Source organism: Methanosarcina subterranea, assembly GCF_055385895.1.
The window spans coordinates 3166849-3190182 of sequence record NZ_AP042426.1; the positions used below are offsets into that span (position 1 = coordinate 3166849).

Genomic DNA, 23334 nt, shown 5'->3' on the forward strand with positions numbered 1-23334 from the left:
TACTACCGTATTATTCTATTTATAAATTTCGGTAGTGACTTATTTGTCCATTTTTGATATACCTTATGATATATAAGAAGGTCAAACATTTTTTTCCTTCAATAGGATAAATGAGTTAATAGAATAAGTGAGAGAATTCTTCAGATTACTTTTCCTATCGTTTTCATAACAAAGCTAATATCCTCACATATCCATACTTACTTAAGAGACAATCTGGGGGCATGAAGGATTCTACCGCTTGATGAAAATGAGGCGTTAGAGATAGGGTTATCTCTGGTAGATGAAAAGGATGAAGCCGGTATAATTGAGATCCTTAACTATCTATCAGAACTTGCAGTAAAATATGCAAGGGAAGGGCTGGAAAGTGATACTAAAAGATTAATTGAATATATAAAAGAGGTAGGAATAGCGTCAGCTCTTGCTGGATGCGAAATGGTTGTTACAAATACCATTCTTCTTTTTGCCCCTATTGCAAAAGAGGCTTGCAGGCGTGGTATGGAAAGCATTGTTGTAAATATAGCGCTTGTTCTTGGCGAAATTGGAAAGGCGGCAGCAGGGCAGAAAATGGAGGTTCCAGCAAAGATTGCGGCATCCTGTCTGGGAGAGATGGGAAATACTGCAGCCTTTACGAGAACCCGAAAAGAGATAATAACAGTCATTTACGCTCTTGGGGAGATTGGAAAAAGCGTAACAAAACAAAGTCTGGGGGATGCCGCAAATAGTACGGCAGCTTTACTCGGGGAAACAGGAAAAGTTGCAGCAGGCCAGAACTTTGAAGATGCGGCATTAAATGCCGAACTTCTATTACAGGAAATAGGTTCCGGGGCAATTGAGAAGAACCTGAAAGAAACTGCTGATACCAGTGTCCGTTTACTCGGGGATATAGGGAAAGCCGCCGACAGGCAGGGACTTGAAAGGGCGCTACTTCAGGCAGTTTATTCCCTTGAAACCATTAAGTTTGATGCAGAGGATCGCTATCTCGTGAGTGCATCCATTATAGCCGAAGTGGCTCTCATGCGTTTTGAGAGCCTGGATATCGAGAATCTGGAATCAAAACTAAACAAAAATTTTAGAGGAAAGAGAAAGTTTCCTGATATTGATTGAGGGGTTTTCGAGTCCTGGAGAAGAACAGTCCGGGCAAGAATTCATGTGAGTGTCTGAACTGCACAGCACCGCTTCTATAAAAGAAGAGGTCTGAATACCGGCAAGGTTATTTCATATCGAGATTCCCTTCCCGGATCTAAGAAATTTTACTGGGGTGTTTCGAATGTCTATTTTAAATGAAGCCAGGGCAACAGACCTTGGCTTAAGCTCTGTCAAGGATAATGATGAACTGGGTGTATTGAGGTCCATAGATTTTTTAACAGAGCAGGGAACGAAATATATAAATCAAGGGCTTGAGCCCGACGCAAAAAGGGCTATAACCAGCATAAGAGACATTGGAAATGCCGCTGCCCTTCAAAAAATGGAACTCGGAGTTTTAATTTCCCTGATCTCTCTGGGAAGGATGGCCGAGGCTGCCAGAGAACAGAAAATGTCTAACACCGGTTTAAGTATTATTTACTCTCTCTGCGCAGTTGGAAAGTCTGCAGTTGGACAGGAAATGGAGGCAGCGGTGAGGATCGCAGTTGCATACCTCGGGGAGATCGCAAACTCTGCATCCCTTCATAACATGAAAAGAGAATCTCTCGTATCTTCTCTTGCGATAGGAGCTATAGGAAAAGAAACATCCAGGCAGCAGATCGTCAGGGTCCCGGAGAACGGAGGACTTTTTTCTCCCGGATCAAGCATTCTTCTATCTGTCTCTCAGGACATGGACGAGCCACTCTTTTCTGAAGAGTTCCAGAGTACGTTGACCCACCTTATGGAACACAGGGGAGAGATCCATTCTCACCAGCAAGTGCCTGTTTCTTCAGAACATCCGTTTCAAGAAACTGACTTCAGAAACTTTGAAAATATCATTATAAAGGCTGCTGATGCGCTTGGAACAATAATGCTTGAACCTAAAGAAAAATTTCTGGTAAGTTATATGCTTCTGACAAAACTTTCTCTTGAAACATTTAGTAGTTCCGAGTACATTCATGAAGCCGAATCTTTTGAATGAGTAAACCTGAGTTGAGTAAGTAAATCTGACTTAAATAAGTAAATTTACTTGAATGGGTCTTACTTAAAAGGCAAGTTTCCAACCCTTAATTTCAATTTACCCACTCTTTTAGCCATAAGCCTTTTTTCCTGGAACTTTGAAAGAAGTTTTTATTCTCTATGAAGGTTGCTTTTCAGGTTTACCGACAGCCTCAAACCTAAGAAGTTTCATAATGGAGTACCTCTATTACAAAATAGCAACACTAATATCCCTTAATTTCATAGAGTAAGCCAAGCAGTATTACTCTGTATAATAGTTATATCCCGTTCAGTAGTTTTATGCTGTGAAACAGTTTTAAACTGACATAATCGCATAAAAATTACGCGCAATTATTGTGCAAATATGCAGGAAAACAGGCTTGAAACTTGAATTATTATATACTGGTAAAGGGGCAAAAAGAATGATCACATTAAATGAGGCAGAGGCAGTCGACATAGGTTTGTCCTCAGTTGAGGAAAGAAATGAGAGCAAAGTTTTCCAGGCGCTGGATTCCCTTACAGGGATCGCAGAAGGTTTCCTCTCTGAAAATGAAGAGGCAGATGCAGCAAGAGTTGTCCTTTCTATTTCGGATATTGCACAGGCAGCTGCGCAGGAAGGAATGGAACTTGTTACGATCAACTCAGCTCTTGCCTTCGGGAAACTGGCAAAATTAGCAGCAAAAAAAGGGTACGGATCCGTTCTGAACAGGACAATGATAGCAATTGGGAAGCTCGGAAGAACAGCAGCTTCCAGTTCGCTTGAAGCAGGCTCAAAAGTAGCTGCTACTACCATGATGGAAATCTGGAACCTTCCCTATCCTGAGAAAAAAGATCAGGAAGAAATTGTTGCCTTTTCCCTGCTCTTAAGAGATATCGGGTCTGCTGCCGCGATGCAGGGTATGGAAGAAGCTTTGCTTAACGCAATAACCTGCCTTGGAGAGGTCGGAAAAAAGGTAGCCTCAGAAAGCCTTGAGGCTGAAACTATCAGCACTCTTCTGCTGCTTGAAGAAATAGGCAAGCTTGCTGCAGAAAAATACTTCGACGAGGCGTTGAGTTCAGTAGCCCTTTCTATTGAAGATGCAGGAAAGCTTTCTTTGAAGAACAAACTTCGTGAAGCTGTACTCCAGAGCCAGTGGGCGCTTGAGACTCTAAAAATACAGGCTGAAGAAAAAGCCCTGACCAATTCTCCTATTGTTACGGAAATGGCTCTTGACAGCTTTAAATTCCCGGGAGTCACGGAAATCGGTGAAAAAACCGAGAAACTTCAGGAGATAAAGGAGCTGCAGAAAAAGGTTTATTCAAGCCTGTGATCAGCAAGAGCCCCTTAAATGTCACTTTCTAATTTCTTTTAATTTCTTTTAATTTCTTTTAATTTCTTTTAATTTCTTTTAATTTATTAGATTTTACTAGATTTATTCTGTTTTATTCTGTTTTATTCTGTTTTATTCTGTTTTATTCTATTTTATTTTTGATCTATTTTATCTCTTTATGGTATATATTAAAAATCAAATCTTCCCTGGATCTTATTTATTATAAATAGATCATTATCTTTTAAGCAGATTAAATAGATTCTTTTTTATTTTAACGAATATTCTTCCAATTCCAACTTTTCCAGTCCGGCTTTTGAGATTAATAAAGAGATATCAGTAAAATACGAAAAAGTGATAACCTGAGGATTCATAAATTGCAATAACGGCTGTGAAACTGGAGGCTAAATTTGCTTTTAAAAGAAGAAATCCTTCTGCTTGAGCCCGGGCTTAAGGCAATTAAGGCTCGAGAAGAGGCTCGGCTTCTCAGGATAATAGATGAACTGGGTGAGCTTGGAATAAAGTTTTTTTCCGGTCAGCTCCCGCGGGATGTAACAGGCGGGGCAATTGAGTGTATAAAATCCCTGGGGCTGGCTGCAGCTGACGAATGCATGAAATCCGGTGTCCTTAACGCGGCAGCTTCCCTCGGGTTGGTCGGGCAAGAAGCGGCAAGAAATGGAGCTACCGAAGCGGTAATAGAGACCGCTCTTGCTCTTAAGGCTCTGGGGGAAAAAACAGCTGATATGGAAACTCTTTTTTCTCTCAGGCTGATAGCTGTCTCCCTGAAAGAAGTCGGGAAAGAGGCTATAAGACAGGGAATGGAAAAAGAAGCTATTATAAGCCAATTATGCTTAAAGGAACTCCATATCTTTTGCAGGGGCTCGGAAGATGAATTTGAAGCCTTCAATGAAGACTTCTTTTCTTTAATCAGGGATATCGGAAGGTGCGCTGCAGATGCGGGCCTTAAGAAAGCCGCAATAAACGCAGCAGCCCTTATGGAAGATTTTTAATTACTAAAAAGATACTGCCAAACACTGTAAAGCAGCCCTTTATCTATTTTTGGATTACAACTAAACCCGGAGAATTCTCATTTTTTAATTCGTGCACAATTCATTCTTCTTTATATTCCGGTATTAAAAATAGTTTATTCTGGCAGGCGAAAGGTAAGGAGTTGAACCCTTTCGCCTGCCATGAAGGTTGTGTTGTTGGTATTCACACGGGTAAACATGCCAGAAATCCGCATGAATTTATGTTCATATAATATATATTATAAAGGAAATATATTAACTCTTTTCCTTTAATGCTAATTTTAGGCTTTTTATAATTATTCCAGTACCTTCTCAGCCAAACGAGCATATAATGTACATAACAAATCCGTGACCACATAAAATCATTAATATAAAACATTAAGCAATTCTCTCACTTTTAAATTAATTGATAATCTGTTATTAACCGGTGAATATTGATCCAGATATTTAAAGACAAAACGCGAAAAAGAGTATTTTTAAGTTAACATCTGGTTCTGTTTTTATAGCATCTCCACAGATTTTTATATCACTTTTACTTACTGACTTTTATCTTTTGTCACCTTTGTTTTTCTTTTCTATCTTTAAAGCTGCTCTTCCTAGTCGAACGTGAAAAAACAGTTATGAAGAGCGAATAAGGAATACTGATAAATTATATTGTAATTTAGTCCTCCTGAATAAAGTTTACTACCATAACCCATAAATTAGTCCTCTTGAGCGAAACGGAGTTGAGCGAAAAGGACCGCGGACTCCCGAGGCGCAATTCGGGCGAGGCGCAATTCGGGCGAGGCGCAATTCGGGCGAGGCGCAATTCGGGCGAGGCGCAATTCGGGTGAGGCAAAATTTAAAAAGAAAAATATGAGAAACAGGGGTTAAAACCCTGCGAGATGGCTTCTCTTAACCATTATATTTTAGTTTTTAGTTTCATCTTTTTCCACGCAGATGAGCTCTTCAGCATATGGTAGATTTTCTTCCATCCATGTGCAAAAATCCTTCCACTCATCGAGCTTGTGGTGGCGGCGCTGGAAATAAATATTTCTGAGCTCGGCGTAGTTCGTTATGACTGTCCTTTTCTGCATGTAAGCGCTTGGGAGGTCCTGGACAAGTTCCCTGAAGACTGTTTTTCGGTATGCATTGTCCTCTTCACTGTCCCCCTCACGGGATTTGTAGGCTTTGATAAGGTCGTTGAGGTGCCGGATCTGGGCGTTCCTGTATTCCGAAATAGTATCAAAGGAAAAGTCGTGCGGAGCCAGATCCCTGCTGGTCAGCTTATGCATTGTTGAGGTTGAATTCTTTTCCGTAAATTTGTAAGTATCAAATTCTTTCCACCAGTATAGGGGAGCCGTGAGGTCAAAGCAGACTGTAATGAATCTGAGAAACTTGCCATGCTCGTTTCCTGCAAGGGTCAGGCGCTTTGCCAGGTTAAGGTCCTTTTCTCCAAGGATGCAGTTCCCTGCCTGATCAGGCTCGCTGCTGTCCATAAGGTGCCATGAATTCATGGGATTCCTCATGCCTTTAATTGCGTAGTAGATATTGTATGTGCCGTGTAACTCGATTTTGATCATGAAAGCGCCTCTTTAGCCCGGTTATGTAAATAAATTATAAACCCGGTTTGGTAAATACTTTCTAGTGATAAATACTGTAAACATGCTCTGGCTAATACTTATAACTCATTTTAAATATTTGTTGCGCAGGAAAAAGAGTTGGAAGATAAGGCAGAGACCTCATCCTTAAAAATACGTAGCACACTGGATATTCTGGATAATTCAGATAAAGAGAGAAATATGCAGATACTTTTGAGAAGAGAGATAGACTTTTCAGGGGTAAATTATTTAAGAAAACCGATCACCCTTTTGATCCATGATTTATCCTTTCAAGTACAACCTTTCTGCAAGTTCCGGATTTTTCCGTATTACCATCAGTGGCAGCCCTGCATATTTTCAGTACGATACTGTTAACTTAAATAAACTCGCAGTTTCATGCAGAGAACAATTAGAAACATGTTTTTAAACAGGAAAAATCCGGAAACAAAAACAAAATACTGAAATGGAAATGACTCCTACAGACCCCTTATACATTGGAATCCTCTTTCTCACAGGCGCTTTTACAGGTGTGATCTCAGGCCTTCTGGGTGTGGGAGGGGGTTTTATTATGTTCCCTATCCAGTACTGGCTTTTGCAGGAAACGGGACTGCATCCTGACCTGGCTATAAGAATAGCTCTCGGGACAAGCCTTTCTGTAATCTTGCTCAATGCTATCAGTGTAACTTTAAAGTACCAGCGAAAGCAGGCAGTGCTCTGGAAGCAGGCAACTCTTATGGGAATTTTTGGGTCAGCTGCCAGTTTCGGGGGGGCAGCAGTTGCCTCTTACCTGTCGGCAGCCGTACTGAGCACAACTTTCGGGATCGTGGTCATACTGGGAGCGCTCAAAACGTACACAACTCCGGCTGTAAAGGAAAATGAAGAAATAAGCTCCAATAAACTCTCTTATGCCTTTGCAGGTATTCTGATAGGCTTTTTTTCTGGGCTTCTCGGGATAGGGGGAGGAGTAATCGGAATTCCAATAATGTTGATTTTTCTGCGTTTTGATATGCTGAAAGCCGTTGGAACCTCGGCTGCTGTAATTATTTTTACTTCTTTTGGAGGGTCACTCGGATATATTGTCAATGGCTGGGGACAGCCCGAGCTTCCTCCTTATTCCCTGGGATATATTAATTTGTTTAACTGGGTTTTGCTGGCAGTGCCAGGGTCTCTCGCGGCAAGAAGAGGAGCTAATATTGCCCATATAATAAATCCCGAATATCTGAAACACCTTTTTGTGCTCCTTATGGTCTATGTGGGGCTGGAAATGATAGGAATTATCTGAAACACATGCTTGATATGAATTATCTGATATACCTGCTGACAGGGCGTTTCAAAAGTTATTGCGATACTCATCCAATCCTGTTCAGGCGCTTTCAATAGCTGTTACAGGGTCAAGTTTTGCAGCTTTCCTTGCAGGGTAGATGCCCGAGATGATATTAATTATGAAAGCAAAAAAAGCAGCATATACAAAATTAAGCGGCTCTACCTCAAGGGGGAGAGTCTGAAGCCCGAAATACATCTCCTGAGGGACTTCAATTTCATAGCTCTGCAGGGCAACAGTCGCAACATAACCAAGAATTGTACCGAGGATCAGGCCTATGGCTCCGAGGACCATGGACTGGAAAATAAAGACAATCATTATGCTTTTTTGAGAAGCCCCCATAGCTTTCAGGATGCCTATTTCCCTTGTTCTCTGGGCAACAATGGTAATAAGAGTATTTGCGATCCCGAAACCTGCAATCCCGTAGATCAAAAGGTAGAAAATATTTACAAAGATCATCTGGGTTTCCAGAAGACCGAGAATTTCAGCATTTGCTTCGCTCCAGCTTACGGCATCAAGCCCGGTATCTCTCTCAATCGAAGTTGCAATGGTATCTGCCTGGTAGGGGTCTGCAACCCTGACTCCTATAGTGCTCACAACTCCGGGTTCATTAAAAAAATTCTGCACAGAATCCAACCTTGCATAGGCTGTTACTTCATCTGCAGCAGTGCCGGTATGGATCAGGCCCACGACCTTAAAAGAAGTTGTTTGCGAGCCCGGAAAAACAGCGTCCACCCTGTCTCCTATATGAACTTCAAGGTTTTCTGCAAGTTGATCCCCGAGCAGGATCCCGTACCTTGTATGGACAAGGCTCATGAGGTCCCCTTCTATAACGTCCTCACTCACCCTCATAACATTCTCTTCAGCTAGAGGGTCGACTCCCTGAATAGAAACCCCTTCGGCACTGTCCCGATATTCCAGCGCAGCCTGGCCCAGATATTTAGGGGATACAGCTAGAACTCCTTCTCTTTCAGCGATTCGGGCAGATGTATACCTGTAAAGGTGAATGAATTCTTCTTCCTCGTCTTGAGGACTGATAACAATATGAGGGTTATTTTCTATGCTTGCTGTCACAAGCTCGTCCTGAAACCCGGAAAGCATTGCCATCATCACCGTAATTACAGCAACCGCAAGGGCAACAGCAAGGATGGCAAAAAGGGTCTGCTTTTTTCGGGATAATACCTGCCTCAAAGCGATTTTCAGTTCATACATCTGAATAAACTCCTGGACCCGACCAGACTGTCAGAATTTTCAGGCAGCCTTAAACCTTCAAAGTGTCAGGGAATTCAACTTACTAAGCGTTTCAAATTTTGGAGAGATTCGGACTTAAAGGGATTCTGAGTTATTAGATTTTCAGATTTTCAAACTTTCAGATTTTTAGACTTATTTAACTTTCAAGGGATAAAACATACATGGATTTTTGAGCAATCCTGATACTTTAGACTTCTGTATTCATTTTTGGGAAGCTGATTATAAATCTGTTTCTAATACAGGGAAGAAAAAAGCAAAGCAAATGTAAAAGTGGAAGAAAGACCAAAAAATATAAAAAAGTAGAAACAAACAATAAAAGGTGTTAAGATAGAAGAAAGCAAAAGATGAGAGAAAATTAGATATGAATTGTATTGAAAGAGCAGATTGCCCACATTCATGCGTGGTATTTTGAATAAACACCAATCAAATGGGGGAGCAGCAGGTGGAGTAAGAAAGAATTGCCCACATTCATGCGTGGTATTTTGAATAAACACAGCTCGTTCGAAATTTATAAGCCCGGAATCTAACCCTTAAAACCATATTCGCTATTTCATGTAGTTTTTATCACTCCCGAGTTTCGCTTCCCGAGTTTCGCTTCGGGATCACAGGAAATCGGAGATTTTCTGGGAGTTGCACTGCAAGTGCAACAGCACGAGGTCCTTTTCGCTTCGCTCAAGAGGACTAAATTAAAGTGTCTCTGTCATTACAACCGTATTCGCTGTATCGAAATTTTTTTGCCACGTTCGACGCGGGAGAACGTCCTTTCCCAAAAAGAGAGAAACAAAAGAGAAAAGGCAAAAGCAAAAAATGAGGCAGCTAAAACCCTATCACGGGGAATATAAAATAAATTAATCTGCTTGAATAACGCTTCTTTTCAAAGCAGATGTATTTGATTGTTCGTTTAAGTGAACTACTCCCACCTAAAATCTTCTCCTTTCGGCTCAATTTTAAGAAAGGGGCTTCCTTCGAGTATTTTTATCATTGGCTCTGGTTCTAAGAACCTCAGTTCCTCAAAAAACCTGTATTGCGAAGATTTCCAACAAATTGTTGATAGCCCGTCCACAGGGCATTTTGCAATAGGTTTCACAACCTCCCATTGCATAATCTCCTGTCAAGCTCGCGGTTCACCGTTCAAACTTTTACCTATAAAACTTCTCTATAGAACCTTATAGTTTAAGTTTAGAAAGATGTACCTGACTGCGTGTTATCCAGCTATCCCACCTTTGTTATCTCTAGGATGTGGATAAGCTAATGAATAACAATATAGAACAGACTTAACAGACTTACAAGTTTAAGAAATTATTCTAAATCACTGACAGGGGAAAGTTTAGAAGTTGACGGTTCTCATCCCCAACCTGTTCAATCAGGTAAACCGGATCTTCTGAGGAAGGAGACTTCCAGCCTTAAAGTTAAAGAGACGGGCTCCAGCCTGGTTTCGGTTCGAGGCTAAAAAGAGAGGTAATCTATTCAGACTTTCCCGAAGCAGTATCAACCGGTTTCCTGTCAACTGGCACAAGTCAGATAATATAGGAAACTCAAAAGTCAGGAGTAACTCAAAAGTCAGGAGTAACTCAAAAGTCAGGAGTAACTCAAAAGTCAGGAGTTAGTAAAAAATAGAGCTAAAAGACTACTAAGAACTAGGGAGTGAAAAACTAAGGAATAAAAGTTAGAAAAGTTAATTAAAAAAGTTAATTAAAAAGTTAATTAAAAAAGATTAGAGCTGCACGTAATGTGCAACTTCACCGAGATCTTCTTCTATTCTGAGAAGCTGGTTGTATTTTGCAGTCCTTTCGCCGCGTGCAGGAGCTCCGGTTTTTATCATTTCTGCTCCTATGCCAACTGCTAGATCTGCGATGGTGGTGTCTTCGGTTTCGGCAGAACGGTGGCTTACGACTACGGTATAGCCGTTTCTGGAAGCCATACTTGCGGCATCAAAGGCTTCTGAGATTGAGCCGATCTGGTTGACTTTAAGGAGAAGGGCATTTGCTGATCCCATGTCCACACCTTTTGAGAGCCTCTCGATGTTTGTGACAAAGAGATCGTCACCTACAATGATCGTGTCCCAGAGTTCATTGGTAAGGGCTTCAAAGTCATCGAAGGCTTCCTCATAGAAGGGATCTTCAATAGAAAGGATAGGATAGGAGTTCACAAGCTCCACATAGTAGTCAAGCAGTTCTGGGGCAGCCAGTTTCTTTCCGTCAATTGAATAGAATTCCTCTTCATAGAACTCTGTCGCTGCAGCATCAAGCCCGATTGTAACCTCGGTCTCGGTATAGCCTGCTTCTTCAATTGCATGTACGAGGGCGTCAAGGGCTTCTGTGGACTCGCTCATTTTGGGGGCATATCCACCTTCATAGCCCACATTGGTGGAAGAGCGCCCATATTTTTTCTCCAGTAACTTCCCCAGGGTCTGGTAGATTTCAGTCCCGATCTGAAGAGCTTCGTAGAAGGTTTCTGCGCCTTTGGGCTGGATCATAAATTCCTGAATTGCAAGCTCATTTCCTGCGTGTTTGCCTCCGTTCAGGACATTCATTGTGGGTACCGGAAGGGTAAAAGCATTAGAGCCGCCGAAATAGCGGTAAAGGGGCATATTAAGGGAATCAGCTGCAGCTTTTGCAACCGCCATGGATACACCAAGAATAGAGTTGGCTCCGAGGTTCGATTTGTTTTCGGTTTCATCGAGTTCGATCATAAGCTCATCGATTTCCCGCTGGTTTCGCACATCAAGTCCAAGCAATTCCTTCTGGATAATGGTATTTACGTTCTTGACTGCGGTCAGGACTCCCTTTCCACCGTACCTGTTGGGGTCTGCATCGCGCAGTTCAAGGGCTTCGTTCGTACCCGTGGAAGCTCCTGAAGGGACGCTTGCTCTGCCAAATCCCTTAGGTGTGAACACATCAACTTCAATAGTGGGATTTCCCCTTGAGTCCAGGATCTCCCGAGCATGTATCTTTTGGATCTTATATTCTCCAGAATCCTGCTGTAAACCGATATACGACATCATTTCACCCTTTCTAATCTCTGATCTATTTATAGATATATTCTGTTATTTGAACTTGACTTTTACTTTAACCTAACCGTTACATGTCCGAATCGTATTTAATTCTTTATCCGGTTAGAACGAATAAATTTACCTTAGTTTTGTCCGTGTTTCTCACAGAAGAGACTTCTATTTTTACGCTTCCGGCATCCTATCTGCCTCGAGATAGCAGTACTTAAGGAGTCTCATTTTTGAGGATTGACTCTTTCTTCTTTGACTCTTTCCTCTTTTAGAATGGATCTTCCTCACTTGAAGAATTGAAGATATACATGCGTTCAAAACTTGTTATTCCATTTATCAGAAATGTCTATTTCCAACCTTCAGGAACTTCCATGCTTTATATGGCAAAACCTATCTTCATGTTTCTGAATAATCTATTTTCTGCTTAAAGGATGTTTAATTCCTGCAAACACTTGCTTTAAAGGTTTTGGTTCGAACTACAAAGCCTATTTTTTTCTGGAGATTTGTTCCAGCGGTCTTTTATACAAAAACTCCTAAAAAAAAGCCTTACTTGGGTTAGATGCCTTTTTTACTTATTGACAATACTCAATTTATTAAGAAAAATAATTTTATCTACATAAAATATATAAACCTGAAAGTATTATTCACTCTCGATGACCGACGATTCTCCAGTTAATTTAACCGAAAAAGAGTATTCAGTTATTGATATGCTCCAGAGCCTGGGACTCCCGAGGACAGAGGCCACCGCAATCGTGTGTTTAAAGGACTGCAGGGAACTCAGATCCCTTCATATCGAACTTGTTTCCGGGCTCAGACAGCCGGAAGTGAGCGTAGCCATGCGCCCTCTTAGAGATAGAGGCTGGGTGGATGAAAGGTCCGAAAAGAAGAATAAGGGAAAAGGGAGACCCGTAAAGTATTATCAGTTAACAGTGCCGTTCCCGCAGATAGTACACATTCTCGAAGAGGAATTTTTGGAAGATAATAATGAGAAAATGATCGCACTCAAAAGACTAAGGGAACTGGAGATTATACTGCAAAATTAAGTTTACTGCAAATTAAATCTACTGCAAATTAAATTCACCGCAGTTAAGTTTAAAATAAGCCTACTAAAACAAGTATACTGGAATCAAGCCTGCTAAAAGCAATTATTACTAAAAAAGCAATTATTACTAAAAAAGCAATTATTACTAAAAAAGCAATTATTACTAAAAAAGCAATTATTACTAAAAAAACAATTATTACTAAAAAAACAATTATTACTAAAAAAACAATTATTACTAAAAAAGCAATTACTATTAAAAACAGGTTAATAAAAAATAAGTCCATTAAAATAAGTTACTAAGATAAATTTATTAAAAAATAATTATAAGGAAATCTGCCAGATCTGATTTTCCATAACTCGCTTCAGGCTTCAATTACCCCCAATTCCCGGTATAACTTTTACTCTATTAGAAATAGAAATATCACTTATCAGATGCCTGCATAAAGTTCACGGGAGCAAAGCCCTGCTCCATATCCATTACCCTTCTGGCAGAAATTCCTTCCAGCTCGAAAATGAATACCTCGACAACCATAAAAACTTCGCTCTCACCTCTCAGGCATCCAAGTTTAATGCTGTCTTCCCTGGCTGTTCCTGCGTGAAGGTGAATTTTAGGCTTTCCGTCCTCCTGAAAAATGTCTCCTATCCCAAGAATCTCGTGGGCATCATTAAAGGCAGACCAGACAGGTTCCGGAGGTCTTCTATTTTCTTTCGGACCTGTAACAAGTTTTCCTTCTTTCAGCGCGCCAAGCAGCATAAACACAGCCGACTCAATCTTCTCCAGTTCTGCAAGTTTGATAAGTTCCAGGATGAGGTCATCCCCGTGGTCAACCCTCACGGTAAAGACCCTGCCTATCCTTCCTTTTGCGTATTCCATACTTCCCCCTCACTGATCCGTTATCTTTCCGTCTACAATTCTGATAACCCTATCGGCTTTTCCAGCCAGTTCTTCATTATGGGTTACCACAATAAAAGTCTGATTATATTCTTTGTTCAGCTTGCGGAGCAATTCATAGATCAAGTCTCCCGCTTTAGTATCCAGGTTGCCTGTAGGTTCATCTCCAAGTACGATTGCCGGAGAACAGCTAAGAGCCCGGGCTACCGCAACCCTCTGGTTCTGACCTCCGGAGAGTTCCCCTGGCCTGTGATCCATTCTCTCTTCAAGCCCGACTTCTTTCAGAAGTTTTTCGGCAACACTCTTTGCTTCTTCCCTGCTCTTTCCCGCAATCAGGAGCGGCATCATTACGTTTTCCAGAGCAGTAAAATCCGGAAGAAGGTGGTGGTACTGAAAAACAAAGCCCAGCATCCTGTTTCTCATTCCGGAACGCTCCTTGTCCGACATTTTTGTCACATCTTTGCCGTCTATAAGAAGGGTCCCTGAACTGGGCGTGTCGAGCAGACCTATAAGATGCATGAGTGTGCTTTTGCCTGAACCCGAAGGCCCTACAATTGCAACAAATTCCCCTTTTGTAATAATCAGGTTTGCATTGTCGAGCGCGCGAAACTCCACTCCGTTTTTGTAAACTTTGGTCAGGTTCTTAAGTTCTATAATTGGGCTTCCATCTGTCATTCGGCTTCCGTCTGTCATGCTTTTCCTGCATTTCCAAAACTTTAATATTAAAAATAGAGGGGTTCTTAAGTAAAGAGCTTTTGGGCAGAAGGGCAGGGGACTCCATGAAAATTCTCCGATTATACTCCAGCAGCCACTATTTTCAGACCTGAAACCTTTGCCGTATCACTGATAATAGTACGTGTTACAAAATAAGACAGTCCACAATTATGGTTAAAGTACTGACTGGAGATCTGTCGACAGATTGCAGGCTTCGGTTTCTTTCCTGCTCACAAGATAGGCTGCTGTAAGGATGAGCACACAACCCAGAAAAGTCGAGATATAGAGAGGGCTTTTCAGGATTACAGTGTCAAAGAAAATTCCTGAAACCGGTTCGAGCAAAGCAAGAATGCTGCCTGTCTGCGCCCTGATACCTGAAATTCCTTTTAGATACAGAATAGCAGCGAATGTAATTGTCAAACCAAATAGAAACAGAGTATTGAAGTTTCTTAAGAAAACTGAGGTAGGGGTCAAAAACGCAGACGGCAACATAAACAGAAGACTTATTCCTGTCAGCCAGAAAGTCTGGGATATCCCCGTATAATCGTGCCTTAGATAACGAATTGTTACTATGGTGGTGCCGAAGGAGAACCCTGAAAGTAAGCCGAAGAAGAGGCCTTTCATAAAATCGGATCCTGTGCTAAGACTCACCAGAACCTCTCCAGGGCGGGTAATGAGTATTACCCCTGCAACAGAAAGCAAAAGAGGTAGAAGGCTTTTGCTGCTACTTTTTTCTCCAAGAATTGAAGGAGCAAGCAGATTAACATATACGGGAGCCGTATAAAGAAGCAGTACAGCAATGGAAATTCCACTGTACCTTATAGCCGAAAAATAGCATATTCCTGTTACCGCATTCAGAAAACCCAGAAGCAGGAGATATTTTTTGTTCCTGCCTGGCATGAGCTGTTTAAGGCTTCCGCTCAATAGCAGGTAAAAGAAAATCATACATAAGCCGAAAAAAAGCCTGCAGAATAAAACGGACCCTACGGACATATCCTGGACCCTGTCCAGAAAAACTCCTATAGTGCCGTAAATAATGCTACCTGTTATAACCTCGGAGTACGGCTTGAAAGAGTTTCCCTGTACTGGCATATTTGGGAATTAAAAGACCGTAGATATATATTTTTTGTAGTTTACTGTGAAGTGGCTGATTTTCGGAGTAAAAATTAATGCTGTTCGATATCCAGAATATATCCTTAATCGCCCTAGTTTCGCTTCGGGATTACAGGAAATTGAAGATTTTCGGGGGGTTGCATGCACTGTAAGTGCAACAGTACGCGGTCCTTTTCGCTACGCTTTGCTCCGCTCAAGAGGACTAAATTTGGGGATAAATCATAAATCCTGTCATGCTCTGCTGCGTCGAACGGTCTTTCCCAAAAAGAGAAGAAATATAAAAGCCAGCAAGTGAAAATTATTGGGCGAATATAGAAAAAAACTAGCAGAAGAATAGAGAAATCCAGGAGGTAAAAGTAACAGAAAAACGGTAGAAATGCGACCAAAAAAGTAAATTTTACTTGAAAAATACTCTCTCAGTCTCTTTGAAATCCTGTTTCTATTCCTTTCTTCCTTCTACTTCTTTTTGAAAGACCACCAGCCAGGTTGGATGGGCACCTATGTTTACCTGCATTGAAAGATAGTTTCCGGGGGAAAGGAAAGAGTTATTTCAGGCCAGCGGACAATTCTTCAGGATATAATTCTCCTGATTGCGGTACCGTTTGCCACTTATCTTTTTCTTACCTGACAGTCCGGTCTCGCCCAGCACAGGGAGAGAAAACTGAAAGATTCCCTGTCGAGACTCCGGGAATATATAAAACAATTAATCAGGGACTACTATTCTTTATGGAAGCGGAAAAATCTGGTAAAACATGTAAAAAATCTATTTTTGTAGAAAACCGATTCCATAAACTATTTTAAATGCTTATTTCTGATACACAGTTTATCTGGAAGCTTAATTAAGAATCGGATCTATCAAGAATTGGATTTATCGGGAACTGGATTTTTACTGAAAATAAAATAAAAAAGAGAAAAGAGGGTGATTATTTACCCTGTGGCCTTAAAAGTTCTTTTTTCCAGAAAGGTACCTTTTTGCTCAATACCGTCTTTTCCCCGAAAACTAGCTTTCTCAGGAAAACTGAATTGTCCAGGCTTACTACGACTGCTGCTGCAAGGATAAAGAAGGAACCTATAAGCATCCCGCTATGGACCGGGTTTCCCAGAACCGTGTAATCAAAAAAGATACAGGAAACAGGCTCAAGAAGGGTGAGGATGCTGCCTGTAATGGCGGTTACACCTGCAACACCTCTTATATAGAACACTGCACCTACACCGGTGATAAGGACTCCGAAAAGTACCAGGGTGTAAAGGTTTTCAACGAGCACATGCCCTGGCAGGGAGATTGCGAAAGGAGAAAGGAATGCCAGACTGATTACGCTCTGCCAGACAAGCTGAGTAAGGCCGTTGTACTCGTCTCTGAGGTAGCGGACAGATATTATGACACCACTGCTGAAAAGGCCTCCTACGAGCCCGAAGATTACACCTTTCAGATAGCTGCTTCCAAATGCAAGCTGTTCAAAGCCGCCTTCAGGCCTTGTTACGTAGAAAACGCCTGCCAGACCAAGGAAAAGGGCAAGAATCGTTTTTTCGGTATTTTTTTCTCCGAGGAGAACGGGTGCAAGGAAAGTCAGGTATATAGGATCAGTATACAGGAGAAGGACCGCAGAAGAAGCTCCCAGGTAGCGAATTGCAGAATAGTAGGAAAACATTTGCGAAACGTATAGAATTCCCAGAAGAAGCAGGTACTTTTTCTTCTTTTTCAAGGAGAGTTGACCGAGGTTTCCGGTAATTGCAAGGTAACACAATATGGCTGAAAGCCCGAAAAGGACTCTATAGAAAATAATAGAGCCTACAGACATATCCTTAAGCCATTCCATGAAAATTCCGACGGTACCATAAATAACACATGCCATGAGCAGTTCAAGGTGGGGTTTAGAGGCAGCAGTCATATATATTCAGGGGGTATGAATGTATATATATTTTTAGTAAGATAATGGCAATTCCAGTGATATAATACTTCATAAAAAAATTTACAAACTTAACAAAAAGTTATTTTTATTCTGTATTGGCAAGCCAGTACTCCAGAATTGCCGTGTCAGGCAAAAGTTCAGTTTCCTGACTTTTTCAAGCTGAGAACTACATGCTGTCTGCTTCCGGTCCTGTAGATTGTAAGGCCTTTTAATCCCTGCTTCCAGGCATAAATAAGAGTTTCCTCAATATCTTCTTTTATGGCATCTGCAGGCATATTGATAGTCTTTGAGATTCCTGCATGGCAGTGGCGTTGAAAGGCTGCCTGGATATCAATATGAGTCTTCCAGCCAATATCAAGGGCTGACCTGAAGAGCCTTTTTTCTTCTTCGTTCACTATTTCATGGTCTTTCATATCCTGCAGGGTTCCATGGGTGTAAACATGCTCAAGGAGCTCATAGTAATCAGATCCCGAAAGCTCTGGCTTAAAATATGCCTCAAAAAGGGGGTGGACAAGCATGAACTCTTTTCCTACTGTCTGTGTCCGCCTGTAGACCCAGCTGAAAACAGGCTCAATCCCTGCAGAGGAACCGGCAAGAATGCTGATGGTGCCGGTAGGGGCGATTGCGGTCAATGCAGCGTTTCTCATTGGAAGTTCCCAGGTGGAGCTTTCATGTTCCGGAAAAGGCCCTTTTTCTGCTGCAAGTTTCCTTGATTCCCGGATCGCGGCCCAGTTAATCTGCTCCATGAGCTTTTCTGCAAGCTCGAGAGCTTCTGTTGAGTCATAGGGCAGCCCCAGTTTCAAAAGCATATCATGAAATCCCATAACTCCAAGCCCAAGTTTCCTTGTCTTTCTGGTAGCCTTCTCAATTTCCTGGACAGGGTAGACATTTACATCGATTTCATTATCCAGTAAGCGGACAGCTTTTCCGGCTGTTTCTCTGAGTAAATCCCAGTTGATTTTTCCGTCTACAACAAAAAGAGAAAGGTTAATGCTGCCCAGATTGCAGGATTCGAAACGCAGGAGTGGCTCTTCACCACATGGGTTTGTGGCAGTGATATCACCAAGGGCAGGAGTGAAATTATCCCGGTTTATTCGGTCATAGAAAAGGACTCCCGGCTCCCCATTTCTCCAGATCCCATCAACGATTTCGGAAAAAATATCACCAACCTTTATGTCTGTTTCTGCATTCCAGATCTCATCTGTTCCGCCTTCGGCAGCCAGGTTCATAAAAGCATCAGGAACCATAACAGAGATGTTGAAATTGCTCAGTGTGCCTTCCGTACTTTTTGCCTTTATGAAAGGAATAATATCATTATGAGAAACATCGAGGATACCCATATTGGCGCCCCTTCTTCTCCCGAACTGTTTTACAACTTCAGTCGCCTCATTAAAGAGCCTCATTAGAGCTACAGGGCCGCTCGCATTACCGTCGCCTGAGGCCACAGGGGAACAACTACCTGGCCGTATCTTTGAGAAATCAAACCCTGTACCTCCCCCGGTCTTCTGTATAAGGGCAGCAGTTTTGACAGAGTCGAATATTTCTTCTATGCTGTCCTCCACAGGTATGACAAAACAGGCTGAAAGCTGCCCTGAGGCTGTTCCTGCATTCATAAGAGTAGGAGAACTTGGAAGGAAGGTTTTGCTGACCATAAGGTTAAAGAATTCAATATACTCCTCATGGGTTGTTGCAACTGCTTTTGCTACTCTCTCACAGATATCTTCCCAATCCTCCTCCCCCTCCCGAAGATATCTGGTTTTAAGAGTTTCAGCTGCCAGAACATCCCATCCCTCTCCGGTTTCTAACACAGAAATCACTTCACCCGAATATTCTGACTTTTTTACAGCAGGCCCTATTATAGATCCTTTTACGGTCCCATTATATGTCCCGCCATATGTTCTGCTATATGTCCTGCTATTTTACTAAAGACAACTTATGTTCTCTATTAGGTGGGATTTTTTATCATCCTATCCGAAAATCCTTTTAGAAAATATGGTCAGAAATAATAATCAGAAATAATAATCAGAAATGATAAGTTAGAAATGTTGATTAAGGTTCAAAACTCGAAATGTAATTGTTGGAGTAAAAATAATTACTGGCATAATTGAACGAAAAGTAGTCAGAGAATTATCTCAAAACTTACAGAAAAATAGGGAAAATAGAGAAAACAGGGAAAACAAAAAAATGATTGATTGAAAAAATGAGAAGTTGATCCGGTTATGAAAAACTTTAGACCAGCTCAGCCTTCACAATTTTTACTTCGGTCTTCGGGCGGTCCTGACGGTCGGTTTTTACCTTAGCCATGGCATCAACAACATCCATGCCTTCTACGACCTTTCCGAAAACAGGGTGGTTTTTATCAAGGTGAGTGTTATTTACAAGGTTGATGAAGAACTGGCTACCGCCTGTGTTAGGGCCTGCATTTGCCATTGAAATCGTGCCCCTCTCGTTTTTGTTGCGCTTTGTGAACTCGTCCGGGATCTCATAGCCGGGCCCACCCATACCCGTTCCTGTCGGGTCTCCGCCCTGGATCATAAATTTGTCGATGATCCTGTGGAAAATTACGCCGTCGTAGAAACCTTTGTCCACAAGTTTAGCAAAGTTTCCTGCCGTAATTGGCATGTCCTCAAACAGTTCAAGAGTGATGTCACCCATAGTGGTATGCAGAACCACTTTCTTTCCCTTCCATACGGCCATTTCTGTTCCTCTTTCGATCTTTTGATCTGATTTTTATGTGTGCCTGTCTTTTTGTCGGCTTTTTGTGCACTGTATGTTCGCCTTACATGTAAATGCTTCGCCAGCAGAGTTGCGGCTCTGCAGTGAGCTGTCCTTTTCGCTTCACTTCGTTTCGCTCAAGAGGACTAATTTATAAAATTTCATCTTTTCTTCCCTGATTGCGCTTCGGGATCAAAAAACTATGAATTTCCTTGTCGTTACACTATGCATTCAGTAGCTTTCAGTTCTTTTTACTTCACTCAGGCAGGAGAGAGTTCGGGACTTCGGGCATTTTCGGAGGCAAAATTCAGTGGCGTAGAGTGTCTTAATTCCTGATTATTGTTCATGGTTTAAGATGCCCGAGTTCTCTATTGAGAGTGTATTTGAGGAAGGTGATTGAAAAGGAGATATGAAAACATGATAAAGATATCCAGGCTTCATTAAAATAGTCCTAAAATTATAATTCAGTTGTTTGCAAATATATAAAGTTTTTGAGTGAGATATGAGGTTTTTCTTCTCTTATAGTGTAACTTGATACTTTATTTTCTAAACTTTCAGTATAACAGTTGGTTAGATTTTATCTAATATGAAAAAATCTGTACAAATTCCATGATATATTGTCCTCTTCTATGTATTATACTTACTCGATTATTTTATGCAAATCCTTACGTTTTTATAGGCAGCTTAGTTTATTTTTTAATAGGGAAGAAATAGGTTAACTCCCGTTAAGTTCCTTCAGATTGTTAAGGTTCAATAGAAGTTTCGATAGACAGTTTCTGGAAGTTCCGATAAAATATAGTGGGGGAAATTGCAATGAACAGATTACAGGTTTTTTGCCTGTGGATAGCCGCAGGACTCTTCATCATTCTGGCCGTCCTTCCGGCTTCAGCCGAAGCGGCTACAGGAGATGGAACAATTCTCGAAAATGAAACCGGAGAACTAAATCTAACAGAGTATTCAACGGCTTCATATAATGAAACTGAAGTCATTGAGAATGAACTGGGGCTGGGCTTCCGATTTCTTGAATCAATGCTTCGCCTGCTTCACCTCAATCTGAACCTTATAAACGAAATCCTTAATGAACACTCTGAAGAATATCCGTTTCTGCAGTCCACAATAGAGGGAACAGCTACAGGCATAGACACTGTGGATTCAGCGATTGTTGTTGTGGAAGATCCAACGAACATAAGTAACGCAAAATCAGCTATGAATACCTTCGACGGCGCTATTTCAGACCTGAATGCAAGCCTCGTGTACCCTCAGGATATGCTCGATGCTGCAAATGCGACCCTCGGGCAGCCTGAAGACACAACACCGATACTTGAAGATATGTACAAAATAACAAAGGCGATGGTCACGATTTATGACCACATTGAGAACTAACCGGGAAGGGAGGACCTGTGAGGTTTTACGGATTTTTGTTATCAGGTTCCAGTTTATTTTTTACTTTTAAGCTTCCGGGAGGCCCGTTTAATTAGGAGGCACTATTCAGGGGATCGGAATGGCATCCTCCTGCTTTCCTTTTCAGCGATCCGGCGCGGCTTGAACCCGGCGGTTTTTAGCTAAAAAAATGAAAAACTTCAACCGGCACTTCCTCGCAAGCTTTTTACTGGATTATCAATAAGAGATTGCCATGTTATTCGATTCTAACCTCTTCACTTCACATGCAGAATTTTAACATACAGTTTGCACTCTTACCGAAGCATAAACCATTTTGAGGTTCAACTGGCGGGTTGTTATGGCTAAAATGTCCATTATCGATTATGTAGTCGTCCACGAACTCTGCCATACAAAATATAAAGACCATTCAAAGGCTTTCTGGAATGAAGTACAGAAAATTCTGCCTGATTATGAAGAAAGGAAAGAATGGTTGAGAGTGCATGGGGATTTGTTGAAAATTTAAATATCGAGTCGATCTCCGTTCTAAATCTGGATTTTTCCCCATACAGCCGTAATTTGTCATATCGGGTCGTTTAGTCTCTTTAAAGTTTTGTACTTCCTTCAACTTCTGTCTTCTTTTTTGAAGGGCCGCCAGACAAGCTGGCGGGAGTGCTCATATTTATCTGCTGATTAAAAACGGTCCTCGAGATCAATAAAGTATTTCTCAGACTTGCTTGAACCCTCGAGCATAGTAATAATTTGCTTTTCTTAAACTGCAGGGCAGGGCCAGCCGCTCTGCGCGGAAATGAATTGTCAGCAATTTATTTATTCAGCCCGGAGTCCTACAAAGTTGACAGACTGATTCGCAGCTCACCAGGATATCAGACTTAGAAGCTTTACTCAACACTTCAAATTGGTCCACTTTTTGAACTCTCAGCCTCATCCAAAACCTTTTTATATCAAGTATGGTATTAGACATTGTTGTACATAACTATACACCAGTGATAATTAATGCACGATTCAATCCTCCACATCCTCAACACAACAAAGACCCGGATTCAGGCTTTTGGGGCCGATATCCATACAGAAGAACCGCAGCCGCAGTTCCAGAAAAGGAACTTCATCGCCGCTGTGGCAGCCGTAAGGGCAGATGGGCGGGTGCCTGTAATTGCTGAGGTCAAACCTGCATCTCCTGGAAAGAGTTTCAGGGAGATCCCGCCTGCAGTGGCTGCTGAACTTGCATGGGAGATGGAGGAAGCCGGAGCTGTTGCAATTTCTGTCCTTACCGAGCCTGGGGTGTTTCGGGGTTCACTCGAAAACCTGAATGCAGTCAGGAAAAAAGTATGTCTGCCTGTCCTCAGAAAGGATTTTATTATTGACAGGCTGCAGTTCGAGGAAACAGGAAGCGATCTCGTGCTCCTGATTGCAGGCATCCTGGGGAAAGAACTTGGAGCGTTTGTTGATCTTGCTCTTGAAAAAGGGTTTGAGCCTCTGGTCGAAGTTCACAATAGAGAAGAGCTTGAACTTGCCCTGGAAACCGACACAAAAATCATCGGGATCAACAACCGGGACTTTGAGACACTAAAAATCGATCTGGCCACAACGGAAGAGCTTGCACCACTAATTCGGGAATACGACCTTGACCACGGGACCAGCCATATCATTATAAGTGAGAGCGGAATGAACAGTCCCGGGGATATCAGGCGTGTAATGAATGCAGGGGCAGACGCTGTGCTTATAGGGTCTGCACTTATGGAAAGTGACTCCGTTTTTGAAAAAACTAAAGAATTCGTCCAGAGTCTTTGCTGGCGTTAATAACTGCTTTTCCTTGATTTTTCGGAGCTTTCAGCCTGTGGAAATGAGGTTGAAAAATCCGCTTCATTCCAAAACGAAATTCTGACTAAATTCTGTTTCACAATATCACAAAGAAAGGAATCAGGAATTAAAAAACTAAGGATC

Annotated in this window: 19 protein-coding genes; 9 read left to right on the forward strand and 10 right to left on the reverse strand. The window is 41.7% G+C overall.

The features are described 5' to 3' along the window. The first annotated feature begins 432 nt into the window (after positions 1 to 432). The 4 genes from ACZ5A8_RS13795 to ACZ5A8_RS13810 all read left to right on the forward strand — a co-directional run bounded on the left by ACZ5A8_RS13795 (position 433) and on the right by ACZ5A8_RS13810 (position 4438). The gene (locus ACZ5A8_RS13795; RefSeq protein WP_464529729.1) at positions 433 to 1104 is read left to right on the forward strand and encodes a hypothetical protein; all 672 of its coding nucleotides are present in this window, start codon (positions 433 to 435) and stop codon (positions 1102 to 1104) included. 163 nt (positions 1105 to 1267) lie between these two features. Further along, on the forward strand, positions 1268 to 2104 hold the full coding sequence (locus ACZ5A8_RS13800) for a hypothetical protein (RefSeq protein WP_464529731.1): 837 nt from the start codon (positions 1268 to 1270) through the stop codon (positions 2102 to 2104). A gap of 439 nt (positions 2105 to 2543) precedes the next feature. Further along, positions 2544 to 3431, forward strand: coding sequence for a hypothetical protein (locus tag ACZ5A8_RS13805; protein ID WP_464529732.1), 888 nt, complete (start codon positions 2544 to 2546; stop codon positions 3429 to 3431). A 407-nt stretch (positions 3432 to 3838) separates the two neighbouring features. Further along, positions 3839 to 4438: a hypothetical protein gene (locus ACZ5A8_RS13810; RefSeq protein ID WP_464529734.1), complete on the forward strand. Its 600-nt coding sequence runs from the start codon at positions 3839 to 3841 to the stop codon at positions 4436 to 4438. 926 nt (positions 4439 to 5364) lie between these two features. Here the strand turns inward: ACZ5A8_RS13810 and ACZ5A8_RS13815 are convergent. Continuing rightward, positions 5365 to 6018 (reverse strand): hypothetical protein, encoded by a 654-nt coding sequence (locus tag ACZ5A8_RS13815; RefSeq protein ID WP_464529735.1) that lies wholly within the window; start codon positions 6016 to 6018, stop codon positions 5365 to 5367. 487 nt (positions 6019 to 6505) lie between these two features. Between ACZ5A8_RS13815 and ACZ5A8_RS13820 the strand changes: the two genes are divergently transcribed. Then, on the forward strand, positions 6506 to 7318 hold the full coding sequence (locus tag ACZ5A8_RS13820; protein ID WP_464529736.1) for a sulfite exporter TauE/SafE family protein: 813 nt from the start codon (positions 6506 to 6508) through the stop codon (positions 7316 to 7318). 81 nt (positions 7319 to 7399) lie between these two features. Here the strand turns inward: ACZ5A8_RS13820 and ACZ5A8_RS13825 are convergent, their stop codons facing one another. The 3 genes from ACZ5A8_RS13825 to eno all read right to left on the reverse strand — a co-directional run bounded on the left by ACZ5A8_RS13825 (position 7400) and on the right by eno (position 11609). Beyond that, entirely contained in the window at positions 7400 to 8569 is a 1170-nt protein-coding gene (locus ACZ5A8_RS13825) for an ABC transporter permease (protein WP_464529738.1), read from the reverse strand. Between the two features lie 949 nt (positions 8570 to 9518). After that, complete coding sequence (locus ACZ5A8_RS13830) at positions 9519 to 9695, reverse strand: hypothetical protein (protein WP_464529740.1); 177 nt, start codon at positions 9693 to 9695, stop codon at positions 9519 to 9521. Between the two features lie 627 nt (positions 9696 to 10322). Continuing rightward, positions 10323 to 11609 carry a phosphopyruvate hydratase gene (eno, locus tag ACZ5A8_RS13835; RefSeq protein ID WP_464534139.1) on the reverse strand — a complete coding sequence of 429 codons (1287 nt, stop codon included), beginning with the start codon at positions 11607 to 11609 and terminating at the stop codon, positions 10323 to 10325. A 653-nt stretch (positions 11610 to 12262) separates the two neighbouring features. On the opposite strand from eno, the gene ACZ5A8_RS13840 reads away from it, so the two are divergent. Then, entirely contained in the window at positions 12263 to 12652 is a 390-nt protein-coding gene (locus tag ACZ5A8_RS13840) for a transcriptional regulator (protein ID WP_229390481.1), read from the forward strand. Between the two features lie 420 nt (positions 12653 to 13072). Here ACZ5A8_RS13840 and ACZ5A8_RS13845 read toward each other — a convergent pair whose 3' ends face one another. The 6 genes from ACZ5A8_RS13845 to ACZ5A8_RS13870 form a co-directional block, all read right to left on the reverse strand. After that, positions 13073 to 13525: a PPC domain-containing DNA-binding protein gene (locus ACZ5A8_RS13845; protein ID WP_229390480.1), complete on the reverse strand. Its 453-nt coding sequence runs from the start codon at positions 13523 to 13525 to the stop codon at positions 13073 to 13075. Positions 13526 to 13534: 9 nt separating this feature from the next. Beyond that, positions 13535 to 14218 (reverse strand): ABC transporter ATP-binding protein, encoded by a 684-nt coding sequence (locus tag ACZ5A8_RS13850; RefSeq protein WP_464534140.1) that lies wholly within the window; start codon positions 14216 to 14218, stop codon positions 13535 to 13537. Between the two features lie 213 nt (positions 14219 to 14431). Further along, complete coding sequence (locus ACZ5A8_RS13855) at positions 14432 to 15349, reverse strand: DMT family transporter (protein WP_464529742.1); 918 nt, start codon at positions 15347 to 15349, stop codon at positions 14432 to 14434. Between the two features lie 944 nt (positions 15350 to 16293). Beyond that, positions 16294 to 17259, reverse strand: a complete 966-nt coding sequence (locus ACZ5A8_RS13860; RefSeq protein WP_464529744.1) for a DMT family transporter — start codon at positions 17257 to 17259, stop codon at positions 16294 to 16296. Positions 17260 to 17417: 158 nt separating this feature from the next. Beyond that, the gene (locus ACZ5A8_RS13865) at positions 17418 to 19088 is read right to left on the reverse strand and encodes an adenosylcobalamin-dependent ribonucleoside-diphosphate reductase (protein WP_464529746.1); all 1671 of its coding nucleotides are present in this window, start codon (positions 19086 to 19088) and stop codon (positions 17418 to 17420) included. A 421-nt stretch (positions 19089 to 19509) separates the two neighbouring features. Further along, a complete protein-coding gene (locus ACZ5A8_RS13870; RefSeq protein WP_229390476.1) occupies positions 19510 to 19977 on the reverse strand; it encodes a peptidylprolyl isomerase in 468 nt (155 codons plus the stop codon). An 831-nt stretch (positions 19978 to 20808) separates the two neighbouring features. On the opposite strand from ACZ5A8_RS13870, the gene ACZ5A8_RS13875 reads away from it, so the two are divergent. The 3 genes from ACZ5A8_RS13875 (at position 20809) to ACZ5A8_RS13885 (ending at position 23190) form a co-directional block, all read left to right on the forward strand. Next, positions 20809 to 21378 carry a hypothetical protein gene (locus tag ACZ5A8_RS13875; protein ID WP_464529748.1) on the forward strand — a complete coding sequence of 190 codons (570 nt, stop codon included), beginning with the start codon at positions 20809 to 20811 and terminating at the stop codon, positions 21376 to 21378. Positions 21379 to 21709: 331 nt separating this feature from the next. After that, on the forward strand, positions 21710 to 21898 hold the full coding sequence (locus tag ACZ5A8_RS13880) for a M48 metallopeptidase family protein (protein ID WP_464529750.1): 189 nt from the start codon (positions 21710 to 21712) through the stop codon (positions 21896 to 21898). Positions 21899 to 22386: 488 nt separating this feature from the next. Continuing rightward, positions 22387 to 23190, forward strand: a complete 804-nt coding sequence (locus ACZ5A8_RS13885; protein ID WP_464529751.1) for an indole-3-glycerol-phosphate synthase — start codon at positions 22387 to 22389, stop codon at positions 23188 to 23190. The last annotated feature ends 144 nt before the right edge of the window (positions 23191 to 23334 follow it).